We start from the raw sequence: 14,545 nt of genomic DNA on the forward strand, positions 1-14,545 counted from the left end.
TCAGATTATTTATTTTCTAAATAATCCTTATAATTCTTTTCATAATCATTTAAATTCTCCATTAATACTTTTCTATATTCCTGCGTCAAAAACTCAACTGCCAACTCTTTATCTTTTGCAAAATCTTCCAGATTTTTTGCTGTAGAGGCATACATAAATGAATTAAAACGAGCGGCTGAAAATAAAATAGATGTACTTACTTTTCCATTTTTATGTTTATCACACTGCTCATTGGCAAGCTCAATAAACTTATCTGTTATTTCCCAGAATTCTTCATCTCGGGTTTCTTTGGTCATAGGGGAGTTTCTCTTTTATAGTGTTTTGTATAAGCATTTATACAGCTTTATTTTAACTGAGCAAATATTAAATCATTTTCCGATTTTATTCTTTAGTGATTTTTATTTGGCTACAGATAAGCAATCTACTTCGTACGTTTCTGATTTGCAGGAGTACAGGCACATATCCATCGGAGAATTTGCCGTCCACTTCATATGGATTTAGGGTGCAATGTCCCCGATGAATATGTAACTCGGAGATAAAATCTAGCCGCCGGTATAAGACATAAACCTTAATACTTTTTCAGGATTTTCATTAAACTCATGTTTTTCTGGTTTCAAATCTATTGCTGTGCGAATGGCCTGTTCCAGCTCTTCATCTGTAATGCCTGCACGTAATAATGGACGTAATTCAAAATTATCCTCCTGACCCAGGCAGGTATAAATTGTGCCGTCTACAGACAGGCGCACCCGATTACAGGTTTCACAGAAGTGTTGCGATAAAGGCGTAATAAAACCAATATTAATATCGGTTCCCTGCACATTCATATAACGTGCCGGGCCACCACCGGGCATAACACCCGGTACCAGGTCAAAACTTTTTGCCAGGCGTTGCTTTATATCCTGAAGGTTTACAAATTTATCGGTGGCTTTACGTCCCATATCACCCACCGGCATGGTTTCTATAAAGCGTAGTGTAAATCCGTGTTTCGCACAAAACTCAACCATGCTTTCTACTTCATGATCGTTTGTATCTTTCATTAACACCATATTTACTTTTATAGGACTAAGGCCAGCCGCTTTCGCGGCCATTAAACCATCAACAACTTTTTCTAACTTGCCACCGGTTAATTCTTTAAACGTATCTGCATTTAAACTATCAAGGCTTACATTGATACGGCTGATACCCGCCGCTTTTAATTCCTCTGCATGTTTATTCATGCGAGTGCAATTAGTACTCAGTGATAAATCTTCTAAACCGGGAAGTGCAGATAATCGATGCGCAAGTTGTGGCAGGTTTTTTCTAACTAGCGGTTCGCCACCAGTTAAACGTATGCGGCGTGTGCCCATTCTTGCGAAAGCAGCTACCACTCTTTCAATCTCATCAAAGGTCAGCCACTCATCTGGCTCATGAAAATCTTTAAAGTGCTTAGGCATGCAATACGTACAGCGCAGATCACATCTGTCGGTAACGGATATACGAACATAATCTATGCTTCGTCCAAACTGATCTATTAATGCTGTTTCTGACATGACTGTCTACCTTGCGTAATACCTGCACATGAGTATGACCTGTTGAAGGTTGAAATGTTTCGACTCATTCTATAAGTATAAACAGAACAGATCATTGGGCCTGATCAAGAACGAGATACATATATAATATAAGATAAATCAAATATACGCTACATTACTCAGTGTAAGGTTATGTCACCGTTTGTCGAGTTAATTTTTTCAGCATAAATAACCTCTCACTCAAACGAACTATTACCGTTAGTTATAAAAACTCGTAAAAACAATGAGTTAGATAAAATAAAACTTTATTGCAATAGAAGCATATTGCGCTAAAACGCAGCCACAGCAGGCTTTCAACTATGTGAAGCGGATATTTCTATGCTATACCTCATATCCATTTAGTAATAATCAAATTTAAGCTAACTATTAAATTTAATAATATCCTATATAAGTATTTTATGATTAACTTAACAATCCTGATTAGCTTTATTGATTTCGATCAATATAATCGTTCGACACTTTAAAACAGGACTTTAGTATGACATCCAGTGTGATACATGATGCGACCAAACAACCCGTTGGCCGTATTGAAACCAAAAATACTACCTGCTATATGTGTGCTTGTCGTTGTGGTATTCGCGTAACATTGCGAGACAACGAAGTACGTTACATACAGGGCAACCCTGAACACCCTTTAAATAAGGGCGTAATCTGCGCTAAAGGCGCATCAGGCATAATGAAGCAGTACTCACCTGCTCGTTTAACGAAACCGTTATTGCGCAAGAAAGGCTCTCTACGTGGCGACTCTGAATTCGAGGAAATTTCCTGGGATAAAGCGTTCGACATTATGGAAGATCGCCTGGCAAATATTCGTGCTACAGATCCTAAAAAATTCACCTTAATCACTGGTCGCGACCAGATGCAGGCATTAACCGGTATGTTCGCGAAGAACTACGGTACGCCTAACTACTCGGCACACGGTGGTTTCTGCTCGGTTAATATGGCTGCCGGCATGATCTACTCTATCGGTGGTTCTTTCTGGGAATTTGGTGGTCCTGATCTGGAACGCTCCAAGCTGTTCATTATGATCGGCACAGCGGAAGATCATCACTCCAATCCGATGAAAATTGCCCTGTCTGAATTTAAACGTAACGGTGGTCGTTTTATTTCGATCAATCCGGTACGCACGGGTTACTCTGCGATTGCTGATGAATGGGTGCCAATTAAACCAGGTACTGATAATGCGTTAATTTTAGCGATCGTACGTGAGTTAATTGAAACCGGTTTATATGACCGTGAGTTTGTTAAAGATTACTCTAACTCAGGTCAGCTGGTTAACTGTGATGAAAATTCAGAACAGCACGGCATGTTCTATCGCATGGATATCAATGACCCTGAAGAGGGTTGTTTCGATCACCAGAATCAAATGTGGTGGGATCGTCATACAGACAAACCTGTTCGTACACACACTGAAGGAACCGATCCATTCTTAATGGGTGAGTTCACTATGGAAGATGGCACGCCGGTTAAACCTGCATTCCAGCTTCTTAAAGAATCAGTTGAAGAATACACACCTGAATGGGCTGCTTCTGTTACGGGCATTCCAGCTGAAACAATTCGTCGTCTGGCCCATGAAATGGGCATAGTGGCACGTGATGAGAAAATTGAATTACCGATTGCCTGGACTGACACATGGGGTCGTGAACATGCTTCTGTAACCGGTAACCCGGTTGCCTTCCACGCAATGCGTGGCCTGGCTGCTCACTCTAATGGTTTCCAGACTATTCGTGGTTTATCTATCTTAATGTCGATACTGGGCACCATTGATCGCCCGGGCGGATTCCGCCATAAAGCACCATTCCCGCGCCCAATTCCACCCTGCCCTAAAACACCAAAAGGGCCAGAAGGCGTTAAACCCAATACACCATTAGGCGGTATGCCACTTGGCTTCCCCGCATCACCTGAAGATTTATTTATTGACGATAAAGGTGAGCCGGTTCGACTGGATAAAGGCTTCTCATGGGAGTTCCCATTATCTGCTCACGGCTTAATGCACAATGCTATCACCAATGCATGGCGCGGCGACCCGTACAAAGTTGATACGATGATGATTTTCATGTCTAACATGGCATGGAACTCAACCATGAACACCACCGATGTTCGTGGCATGTTGAACGACAAAGATGAAGATGGTGAATACAAAATTCCATTCTTAATTGTCTCTGATGCATTCCACTCAGAAACCGTTGCATTTGCTGATCTGGTGCTTCCAGATACAACTTATCTTGAGCGTCACGATGTTATGTCAATGCTTGATCGTCCTATTTCAGAATTTGACGGCCCGGTTGATTCAGTTCGTGTTCCGGTTGTTCCACCTAAGGGTGATTGCAAACCATTTCAGGAAGTTTTAATTGAACTGGGTTCACGTTTGAAATTACCCGTATTCGTTAATGATGATGGTTCACGTAAATATCGTAACTACCCTGAGTTCATTACCAACTTTGAAACTGAGCCGGGTTCTGGTATTGGTTTCCTTGCTGGCTGGCGCGGTAAAGGTGGCGAGAAATTCATGAAAGGTGAACCGAATCCGAACCAGTGGGAAATGTACGAAAAGAATAACTGTGTTTACCAGTATCACTTACCGGTTTCTTATCAGTACATGCGTAACTGGAACCAGGGTTACTTAACCTGGGCACAGGATCACCGTTTAACACGTTACGATGAACCGATTAATATTCATATTTATTCTGAAGTTCTGCAGAAGTTCAGATTAGCTGCACAGGGTAAACGCCCTGGTCGTCAGCCACCTGATCATTTACGTGCACGTGTTGAAGAACACTTTAATCCGCTACCTTTCTACTCTGAAACATTAGAAGGTAAGTTAACGGATAAACAGAAGTACCCGATTAATGCATTAACTCAGCGTCCGATGGCGATGTATCATTCATGGGATTCTCAGAACGCCTGGTTGCGTCAGATTCATGCACATAACTATATGCATGTGCATCCATCGTTAGGTGAGAAACATAACTTTAAAGATGGCGACTGGATTTACGTTGAATCAATGCACGGTAAAGTACGTTGCATGGCCCGTTTCTCTGAAGCGGTTGAGCCGGGCACTATCTGGACATGGAATGCGGTAGGAAAAGCAAAAGGCGCCTGGAACTTAAGTGATGATGCAAATGAATCACAACAGGGCTTCCTGCTTAACCACTTAATTGCGGAAGAGCTGCCTAAGAATGAATGTGGTGAACACATATCTAACTCTGACCCGGTAACGGGACAGGCTGCATGGTATGACGTACGTGTACGTGTTTATAAAGCAGAAGATGATGCGGACCACACACTGCCTCAGTTTAAATCAATGAAAGTTTTACCGGGTATGAATATACGCCGTAAATGGCAGGGTTTCTTTGCCGGTAAATTTGACAAGAAGGGAGCTAAATAATGACTCAGCTAGCTCTGATAATAGACCTGAATGTTTGTGTAGGCTGTAGTGCCTGCGTAACATCCTGTAAAGAATGGAATACATCTGGCCCTGCGGGTTTTATGTCTGATGACAACCCATACCAGAAAGATCCAACCGGTACTTTCTTTAACCGTGTACAAACTTATGAAGTGGGTGAGTTTCCAAAAACGGAAACGGTTCACTTTCCAAAATCATGTTTACATTGTGAAGAGCCTCCCTGCGTTCCTGTGTGCCCAACGGGTGCCAGTTACAAACGCGAACAGGATGGTATTGTTCTGGTTGATTACGATAAGTGTATCGGCTGTAAATATTGTTCATGGGCCTGCCCTTATGGCGCTCGTGAAATCGATGAACACCAGAAAGTAATGAAAAAATGTACTTTATGTGTTGATCGTATTTATGATGAATCTTTACCCGAATCTGAGCGCAAGCCGGCCTGTGTATTAGCCTGCCCGACTAACGCACGTTTATTTGGTGATGTACATGATGCTCATTCAGATGTATCTGAATTAATTCGTGATGCAGGTGGTTACCAGCTTATGCCTGAATGGGGCACCAAGCCTTCTAACCATTATTTACCTCGCCGTAAAAACAAAATTACGATTCATAAAGATGAACTGGTTCGTGTTGATAATCCGCTTAATAAAGAGCAGAAAGAACACCATAAACCGGTTGATGGTTCGGTACTTGATGATAACTCATTCATCTAACCCCATCGCGAGCTAAAGCTGCGCTCCTACATCAAGTAATTAATACATGTAGGAGTTAGCTTTAGCTGACGATCGGTGTACCCAAACTTTATGTATACGCAAATAATTTAACAAACTAAGGAGAGAATTATGCATCCCGCATTTTCTGTCATATTTTTAACAACATTAATCGGTGCAGGACAGGGTTTATTTCTGGCGCTGTTTTCAACACAGGTTTACTCTGAATTTGATCTGTTACCCGGTATTGGTGACACCAACTTCTACGGTATCGGTGCAGCTATCTCACTAGCGCTATTAATAGGTGGTTTAGTTTCATCAATATTTCATTTAGGGCACCCTGAACGCGCATGGCGCTCGGCTGCACGCTGGAAAACTTCATGGTTATCTCGTGAAGTTATTGCATTACCCACTACAATGGCTGCCGTTTTCGCATATGGCCTTATCCATCTTATGGGGCTTGATAGCATTGCTTTCACTCATGGTGAAATCAATTTAAGCATGAGTCTGTTTGTTGGGGTTTTTGCTGTTATCGCCACCTTTGCATTATTTCTTTGCACTGCAATGATTTACGCCTGCATTAAGTTTTTACAGGAATGGTCTAGCCCATTAACTGTTATTAACTACTTTCTGTTTGGAACTGCTTCGGGTTTTACATTAGCAACTGCACTATCAAGTTACCTCGGCCTTACTGAACAGACACTGTTTCTTGGTGGCTGGGCAATTGCATTGACGGTTCTTGTTTTTATTACCCGCTCTGCATCTCTTTACCGAAATAGCCGCATAAAACATAAATCATCTATCCAGACCGCAATTGGTGTTCGCCATAACAAAATTGAGCAGAAATCACAGGGTGCGATGGGTGGCTCATTTAATACTCGCGAATATTTTCATGGCAAGACAGCGATGTTTCTAAAATCCATTAAATTTATTTTTATGATTTTAGTATTCCCTGTTCCTTTGGTTATGCTTTCTGCTGCAATGTCTAATGGAAATACAGAGGTATTACTGGCTGCATTCCTGATTCAGTACCTCGGACTGGTAGCTGAACGCTGGCTCTTCTTTGCACAGGCAAATCATCCACAAAATATTTACTACCAAACTGTCTAGTCAATCCCAGAAAACACAGCATAACTCTATGCTGTGTTTTTTTTCGCCTGTAGATTGTGTATGATGCGCTTGTGCGAACTATTCACTGAATAAACAATCACACATATGTAATAACACTCTTTAATCCAGGAAACACTATGTTAAAAAAGATAGCATTTGCAATTACTCTTCTCGCTATATCAGCACAAAGTCACTCTCGTGGCATTGATATCAAGCTTGCAGATGAAATGGCTGAATTCACCTACCTGACAGAATCATCAACATTTGGCTACGGCGGTGCAGATATTGGTTTTGGTATATTGTTTACGGAAGATGATGATTATCAGATAAATGCTGGCATTATGGTTACTGGTAACCCGGCCGGAAATAACAAAGCACTTCAGTTTGGTGTTGGTGGTAAGCTGGTATTTGTAACACTGGATGCAGCAAATGAAGATGCGGGCGCTGTCGCGATTGCAGGTCAGTTACGCTATATCATTGCATCAGAAATGCCTATCGCATTTGTAGTCGGCGCCGCTTTCGCGCCTAGCGTTACCTCGTTCAGTGGTGCTGACCAGTACAGCGAATTCGAATTTGCTATCGAACTTGAAGTAACCCCAAGCGCAAGAGCATATTTAGGATATAGAAACATTGAGTATGAATTTGATGGTGGCGGAGAATTTGAATTAGACGATGGCGCACATATTGGCGTTAAATTTGAATTTTAAAACCCAGATGTAACAGTTTGTTAGTGCATAACAAAATTACGCACTAACAAACTTAAAATTTTCCTGATGCCTGTAAATCCGCATGATAGGACGATCGAACCATAGGCGCACTCGCAACCTGCTCAAACCCCATCTCTTCTGCCAGGACTTTATACTCTTCAAATTCATCAGGCGTCACAAAACGCTTAACCGGCAAATGATGCAATGTTGGCTGCAAATACTGCCCCAGTGTTAACATCGTGACACCATGTTCACGTAAATCTTTTAACACATCGAGAACTTCTTCTTTTTCTTCACCCAGACCTAACATCAAACCTGATTTAGTCGGCACATCTTTACAGACGTCACCAAAGGTTCTTAATAAATCTAACGAGCCCTGATAATCTGCACCGGGACGACACTCTTTATATAATCGAGGCACTGTTTCTAAATTATGATTTAACACATCAGGTGGTGATATTTTCAAAATATCCATAGCAACATCAACACGACCACGAAAATCAGGTATCAGCGTTTCAATTTTTATCTGTGGATTCTGTGCACGAGTTTTTTCTATGCATTCTACAAAATGAGCTGCACCGCCATCACGTAAATCATCTCGATCTACTGAGGTAATAACAACGTATTTTAATTGCATTGCCTGAATTGTATCTGCCATATTTTGTGGCTCTTCTGTATCAAGCGGTAAAGGCCGACCATGGCCCACATCACAGAACGGACAACGGCGAGTGCATATTTCACCCATAATCATAAATGTAGCTGTGCCATGACCAAAACATTCACCTAAATTGGGGCAGGATGCTTCTTCACAAACGGTAAATAATTTTTGCTCACGTAGAATTTTTTTAAGACGTTTTACATTTGGATCAGTTGGCGCTTTAGCTCTAATCCATTCAGGTTTGCGCGGCATTTTTTCAGTTTTTTCTATCTTCACAGGAATACGCGAAACTTTTTCAGCACCGGTCTGCTTTACACCTGCAACAACTTTATTCTTGCTCATAATTTCTGTTCACTAATATTTACAATATTTAACTGCAGACATAATTCACTCATTATCTTCCAGGTAACCTGCTGCATACTCATGGGTCTACCCAGTTTCTTCAAGCTAGTCACTTTTAAATCAGAATATCCACATGGATTTATTCTATCAAAATCTGACAGATCCATTTCCACATTCAAACTAAGCCCATGGTAACAACCCTTTTGCTTAAACCTTAAACCCAGTGCGGCAATTTTTTCACCATCAACATATACACCCGGGGCTTTAGGGTCTGCATTCGCTTCTATTCCTAATTTGGCTAAAAATTTAATAACTGCAGTTTCTAATGCGGTAACGATCTGGCGCACCCCCATGCCTTTACGTTTCACATCAATCATTACATACGCAATTAATTGACCGGGCGCATGATAGGTAACCTGGCCACCTCGGTCAGACTGGACGACTGGAATATTTTCCGGGTTGAGTAAATGCTCAGATTTACTATTGGTACCTAAAGTAAAAACTGCGGGATGCTCTAAAAACCAGATTTCATCTGCAGTATTTTCATCACGCTGAGCATTGAACTCCTGCATTTTTACCTGAGTTTCTGCGTAGTCTTTAACGCCGAGATATTTGATGATTGCAAATTGATCTAGTGGCTGTGACATTATAATTGAAAAGGGAAAATAAAACTTACAGGCAATATAAAACGTGATCGCACGCTGTCAGCTCAATATACAAATTATCAAGATGATCTTTACTATGAGCAGTGAAAGTAATTGTGATACTGGTAAACTTACCCTTACTACTCTGATTAAATTTAACCGCTCCTTCAGATAATTCATTCACATGACGATTTACTATTTCCAGCACGGCTTTTTCGAGTTCATCACCCGTACGGCCCATCGCTTTAATAGGAAATTCACAGGGAAACTCAAAACAGGTTTCCTGCTCTTCATCATAAAACACATCTTTTGGATCTATCTTTTTTCTGCTCATGCCTTAATACCGTTAACTCGATTCACCAGACCTGAGTTTTACTTTATAAGCCTGATAAATATCTATCATCTTCTCCCATATGGGGCCAGACTGACCATTTGCAACAGGTTTACCATTAAGTAAGACAACCGGCATTATTTCCTTAGTTGAGCTGGAGAACCATATCTCGGAGGCAGATAATAATTCCTCTTCGGTAAAATCACGCTCTTCATAAGCCACGCCATTTTCGGCCGCTAATTCAATAATCAGATCACGAGTAATACCAGGCAATAAACGAGAGCCTGTAGGCGCTGTCACCAGCATGCCGTTTATCACTGCAAACACATTACTGGCTGCACCTTCGGTCACCAGCCCGTCATTAATTAAAATCGCTTCTGCCGCTTCATTATCATGCGCCTGCTGACGCAATAATATATTACCTAACAGTGAAATTGACTTAACGTTACAGGCCTTCCAGCGAATATCATCCAGTGTAATAGCTGCAACACCAGAACGTAACTCTTCCTTATCCACCGGTACCATCTCACTAACCATCATAAACACGGTCTGATTAACTTCATCAGGAAAACCATGATTACGTTTTGCTGCAACACCACGTGTTACCTGTAAATAGACATATTTATCTTCACCAGGTCCGGTATTCGGGTTATCCGCTAAGAGTTTTTCTGTTATTTCCAGCCATTGCTCATTTGACAGGGGATTTTCAAGACGAATAGCATCCAGACTATTCTGTAAGCGCTGCATATGCTCCTGCATTCTCAACAGACGACCACCATAAGCGGGAATGACTTCATACACACCATCTGCAAACAAAAAACCTCTATCAAGCACAGAAATCTTTGCCTGATCAAGAGGTAGATACTCACCATTTAAATAAACAATAGACATGTATATAAACCTGATGTTTTAAATTTTACTTAAATAACTGAATAATGTGATCTTTACCACGTTGCCACAAACTACCTTCACCAATTGACTGTAATGCGATTAATGGTTGTGAAATTATTTCTTTACCTTCTAATTTTATACTAACAACGCCAAGCTGTTGACCTTTTTTAACAGGTGCTTCAATACTATTGTTAACATCAATCACCGCATCCAGTTTTTTGTATTGTCCTCTTGGAATAGTAACAACCAGATCTTCGCTTAGACCCAGATCCAGGTTTTCACTCTCTCCCATCCAGATACGGGCTTTATTAAGTGTTTCACCTGCACTGTACAATTTATTACTTTCATAAAATCGAAAGCCATAACTCAATAATGACTGGCTAACATTTTCTCTGGCTTTTTCACTTTTAGTTCCCAGAACAATCGAAATCAAACGCATATCTTTACGCTGAGCCGATGCAACCAGACAATAACCTGCAGATTCTGTATGACCGGTTTTAAATCCATCTACACTTTTATCACGCCACAATAATTTATTACGGTTATATTGTTTAATACCATTGTAAGTAAACTGCTTTTCTTTATAGCGCTGATAATGCTCTGGAAACTCTCTAATTATTGCACTTGCCAGTTTTGCCAGATCGGCCGCTGTTGTTATATGATTTTTATTGGGCCAGCCTGTTGCATTAACAAAATTAGTGTCTGTCATTCCCAGTTGCTGCGCATACTGATTCATATAATCTGCAAATGTAGATTCACTGCCCGCAATATGCTCTGCCAGTGCAACGGTTGCATCATTACCCGATTGAATAATCAGACCTTTCAATAAGTTTTCAACAGATACTTTTTTACCCACTTCAATAAACATTTTTGAGCCTTTCATTTTCCAGGCTTTTTTACTGATAGTGACATCTTCTTCAAGCGTCAGTCGTCCAGATTCGATTTCCTTATAAATAACATATGCTGTCATTAATTTGGTAATACTGGCCGGCTCAACTTTTTTATTAATGTTTTTTTCAGCTAATATTCGACCGCTATTAAAATCAACCAGAAGAAAACTTTTAGCGGCAAGCTTAGGAGGGGAAGGCACTGGCGCAGCCTGCACCACAGCAAATAGAGTACCAACAACTAATATTAACGTTGTAAAAAGCGCGTTCATTGTAATTTTTTTCATCTTAATATTTTTTAGCCTGTCTTTTCTGTGGAGTTAGTCAACAATGACACGGGCCTTATCCAGGCCTATTTCATTTAATTCATTTATAACCTGATATGCCAGATCAACATTTGGAATAGGCCCTATACGAACCCGGTATAATTTTTTACCATCATTTTCAATTACGTGCACTCGTACACTGGGTATCTTTTTATCACGCAAATTACCCGCCATCTTTTCAGCAGCCGACTCACTTCCCATTGCTGCTACCTGCACATGTATTTTACCACCCGTATTAATTTCCTCTGGCAAAACAACTTCACTGGTTTTCAAATCTAGCGCTGACGTATTAATTACACGAAGGCTAACTGGCCCAGTGCCGGTTGCAGAAATACCCAGTTTACGAGCTGCGGCATAAGATAAGTCAATAACCCTGCCTTCATGAAAAGGCCCGCGATCATTCACTTTTAAAATAACTTTTCGCCCATTTCCGGTGTGCGTGACTTCAACATATGTGGGAAGCGGCAACGTTTTATGTGCCGCAGTCATTGCATACATATTGTATGGCTCTCCACTGGAAGTTTTTCTACCGTGAAATTTTGTACCATACCAGGATGCAATACCCTTCTGCGTAAAACCATTAGAGCTTTTTAAAACATGATAGGTTTTACCACGCACCGTATAACTTGGCATATTGCCATAACGACTTAATGGTTCATTTGCAGGAATGGCATCCGGCGTATCATCTCGAATGTAATCATCCGGCGCACTATCACCTGTAACACAACCGACTAGATTGAGACTGAACGCCAGTAAAAGAAAACGGTAAAAAACTTTATTTATTGGCATTTAACTGCGCATTATACTTTTCTGATACGGCCTGACTAAGCTGATATACAGCCATTGCATACAGTGGGCTGTGATTGTATCGGGTAATGACATAAAAGTTATTCAGTGTCATCCAGTATTCGTCACCCTGTTTGCCATTCAGCTTTAGTAAAGTCGCCCGTTCTGTACTATTAAATTGATCAACCGGTACTACACCCGCTTTTTTATATTCAGCTACGGTTTTTTTAGGCTTAACGTCTTTACTGCCTAATTTTTTAGATGCTTCCTTAACCGATGCTCGACTCGCAACAGGCTGATTTTTCACCCAACCATGTTTTTTAAAATAATTAGCAACACTTCCAATTGAGTCTTCAGAACCTTTCCAGAAATTACGTACACCATTGCCATCAAAATCAACAGCATAATGCCTGAAACTACTCGGTATAAACTGAGGCATTCCCATTGCACCAGCATAAGATCCTTTTAGAGAAACCGGATCAAGTTTTTCTTCTCGAGTCATCAACAAAAATTGCACTAACTCTTTTCTAAAAAACTTTTCTCTTCTGTCTCTTCTTTCCTGTGTGGTGTTTTCAATAGGGTAATCAAAGCCTAATGTTGTCAGCGCGTCCAGCACTAGATAGTTACCCGCTCGTTTACCGTAATATGTTTCCACGCCTATTATTGCAACTAGAAACTCAGCTGGCACACCATATTCTTTTTCAGCTCTTGCTAAAACAGCAGCATTATCACGCCAAAACTTTACACCTTTATTAATACGACTATCAGTCATGAAAATCTTGCGGTATTTACCCCAGGTTAACTCACCTTCCGCAGTGCGTGAAATCGCTTTAATTGCTGTTTTCTGTTTTTCAACACCGGACATCCACTTACTCATAAGCGTTTTATCGAAGCCGTGCTCTTTATGCATCTTTACAATAAACTGCTGCACATCTTCTCGCTGAGTGTAACTGGCATTAACACTAACGGGCAGTAAACAAAGAAATAATGTACTTACAGTGAGTTTTTTTAACATTGATAATTTTTTCATATATATTTTAATTTCTATTGGCTTATCGGCATTGACTTACTTGGACCATAATTTCCGGTGAGAGTTTATTGACATTAACATGCCAAAACTGGCCATTAATGTCACCATTGAGGTTCCACCATAACTGATCAATGGCAATGGTACCCCAACCACCGGCAAAATACCTGATACCATTCCCACATTTACAAATAAATAAACAAAAAAAGTCAGACTTAAACTACCACCCAACAGGCGCGCATAGGTATCCTGCCCCTGCACTGCAATCATTAATCCGCGAATAATTATAAATCCATATAACACCAGCAATAACAAACCACCTAACAGGCCGAATTCTTCTGCAAATACAGCAAATATAAAGTCTGTTGACTGCTCGGGTAAAAAATTGAGATGAGACTGACTACCGTTAAGCCAGCCACGCCCATAAACTCCGCCAGAGCCAATTGCAATTTGCGACTGAATGATATGGTAACCCGCGCCAAGTGGGTCACGCTGCGGATCGAGCAGGGTCATAACACGACTCTTCTGATAATCATGCATAAAATGCCATAATACCGGTAACATTGATGCGGCCAGCACACTCATACCAATCATAAGACGCCAACTTAAGCCTCCCAGAAACAGCACGAAAAAACCTGCTGCAAATATAAGTAGCGAAGTACCAAGGTCTGGTTGTCTGGCAATCAAAAACGTGGGCACCAGTATTAAAACCACCGCAACACCCAGTGTGCTCCATGAAGGTGGCAACGGTTTTTCCGCAAAATACCAGGCTATCATCATAGGGGTTACCAGCTTCATCATTTCAGATGGCTGAAACCGTATAAAACCCAGATCTAACCAGCGCTGCGCACCTTTACCCATATCACCCATCACCAGCACAAGCACGAGTAGAATCACCCCGGCTATATACATCCAGGGAGACCAGAAACGCAATGTTGACGAAGGTATTTGGGCAATAATCAACATCACAAATACAGCCAGGCCTATTCGCGTAAGCTGGCGATTCATCAGCGCTGATGATTCATCACCGGCACTATATAACACCACTAGCCCCAGCAACATCAGGATTCCTATGCCAAGCAGCAGAACATGATCCATGTGCAACAAACGTAAAAGCCGCAAACTGAAACTGGGGTAATAATACTTATCCTG

At 41.1% G+C, this 14,545-nt stretch carries 14 protein-coding genes; 4 read left to right on the plus strand and 10 right to left on the minus strand.

The genetic code is table 11. The annotated features are described in order from the left end of the window. Positions 1-5: 5 nt before the first annotated feature. The gene (locus DIZ80_16205; GenBank protein RDH81613.1) at positions 6-296 is read right to left on the minus strand and encodes a DUF3144 domain-containing protein; all 291 of its coding nucleotides are present in this window, start codon (positions 294-296) and stop codon (positions 6-8) included. Positions 297-542: 246 nt separating this feature from the next. Beyond that, positions 543-1,529 (minus strand): GTP 3',8-cyclase MoaA, encoded by a 987-nt coding sequence (gene moaA, locus DIZ80_16210; protein RDH81614.1) that lies wholly within the window; start codon positions 1,527-1,529, stop codon positions 543-545. 517 nt (positions 1,530-2,046) lie between these two features. Between moaA and DIZ80_16215 the strand changes: the two genes are divergently transcribed. The 4 genes from DIZ80_16215 (at position 2,047) to DIZ80_16230 (ending at position 7,501) form a co-directional block, all read left to right on the plus strand. Further along, positions 2,047-4,956: a formate dehydrogenase gene (locus DIZ80_16215; protein RDH81615.1), complete on the plus strand. Its 2,910-nt coding sequence runs from the start codon at positions 2,047-2,049 to the stop codon at positions 4,954-4,956. Continuing rightward, on the plus strand, positions 4,956-5,687 hold the full coding sequence (locus DIZ80_16220) for a ferredoxin (protein RDH81616.1): 732 nt from the start codon (positions 4,956-4,958) through the stop codon (positions 5,685-5,687). The genes DIZ80_16215 and DIZ80_16220 overlap by 1 nt, the downstream gene beginning before the upstream one ends. 129 nt (positions 5,688-5,816) lie before the next feature. Next, positions 5,817-6,794 (plus strand): DMSO reductase, encoded by a 978-nt coding sequence (locus DIZ80_16225; protein ID RDH81617.1) that lies wholly within the window; start codon positions 5,817-5,819, stop codon positions 6,792-6,794. A 137-nt stretch (positions 6,795-6,931) separates the two neighbouring features. Beyond that, positions 6,932-7,501, plus strand: a complete 570-nt coding sequence (locus tag DIZ80_16230) for a hypothetical protein (protein ID RDH81618.1) — start codon at positions 6,932-6,934, stop codon at positions 7,499-7,501. 52 nt (positions 7,502-7,553) lie between these two features. Here the strand turns inward: DIZ80_16230 and lipA are convergent, their stop codons facing one another. The 8 genes from lipA to DIZ80_16270 are packed head-to-tail and all read right to left on the minus strand — an operon-like array spanning position 7,554 to position 14,491. Beyond that, positions 7,554-8,501: a lipoyl synthase gene (gene lipA / locus DIZ80_16235; GenBank protein ID RDH81619.1), complete on the minus strand. Its 948-nt coding sequence runs from the start codon at positions 8,499-8,501 to the stop codon at positions 7,554-7,556. Further along, positions 8,498-9,148 (minus strand): octanoyltransferase, encoded by a 651-nt coding sequence (locus tag DIZ80_16240; protein ID RDH81620.1) that lies wholly within the window; start codon positions 9,146-9,148, stop codon positions 8,498-8,500. Before DIZ80_16240 ends, lipA begins: the two co-directional genes overlap by 4 nt. 25 nt (positions 9,149-9,173) lie before the next feature. Beyond that, positions 9,174-9,479: a DUF493 domain-containing protein gene (locus DIZ80_16245; protein ID RDH81621.1), complete on the minus strand. Its 306-nt coding sequence runs from the start codon at positions 9,477-9,479 to the stop codon at positions 9,174-9,176. Between the two features lie 12 nt (positions 9,480-9,491). After that, positions 9,492-10,373 carry a D-amino acid aminotransferase gene (locus tag DIZ80_16250; GenBank protein ID RDH81622.1) on the minus strand — a complete coding sequence of 294 codons (882 nt, stop codon included), beginning with the start codon at positions 10,371-10,373 and terminating at the stop codon, positions 9,492-9,494. Positions 10,374-10,392: 19 nt separating this feature from the next. After that, on the minus strand, positions 10,393-11,526 hold the full coding sequence (locus DIZ80_16255; GenBank protein RDH81728.1) for a serine-type D-Ala-D-Ala carboxypeptidase: 1,134 nt from the start codon (positions 11,524-11,526) through the stop codon (positions 10,393-10,395). A gap of 48 nt (positions 11,527-11,574) precedes the next feature. Continuing rightward, entirely contained in the window at positions 11,575-12,369 is a 795-nt protein-coding gene (locus DIZ80_16260; protein RDH81623.1) for a septal ring lytic transglycosylase RlpA family lipoprotein, read from the minus strand. Beyond that, positions 12,356-13,396, minus strand: a complete 1,041-nt coding sequence (mltB, locus tag DIZ80_16265; GenBank protein ID RDH81624.1) for a lytic murein transglycosylase B — start codon at positions 13,394-13,396, stop codon at positions 12,356-12,358. Before mltB ends, DIZ80_16260 begins: the two co-directional genes overlap by 14 nt. A gap of 36 nt (positions 13,397-13,432) precedes the next feature. Continuing rightward, complete coding sequence (locus tag DIZ80_16270; protein ID RDH81729.1) at positions 13,433-14,491, minus strand: rod shape-determining protein RodA; 1,059 nt, start codon at positions 14,489-14,491, stop codon at positions 13,433-13,435. Between the last annotated feature and the right edge of the window lie 54 nt (positions 14,492-14,545).

It is taken from the genome of endosymbiont of Galathealinum brachiosum (genome assembly GCA_003349885.1).
GTDB lineage: Bacteria > Pseudomonadota > Gammaproteobacteria > SZUA-229 > SZUA-229 > SZUA-229.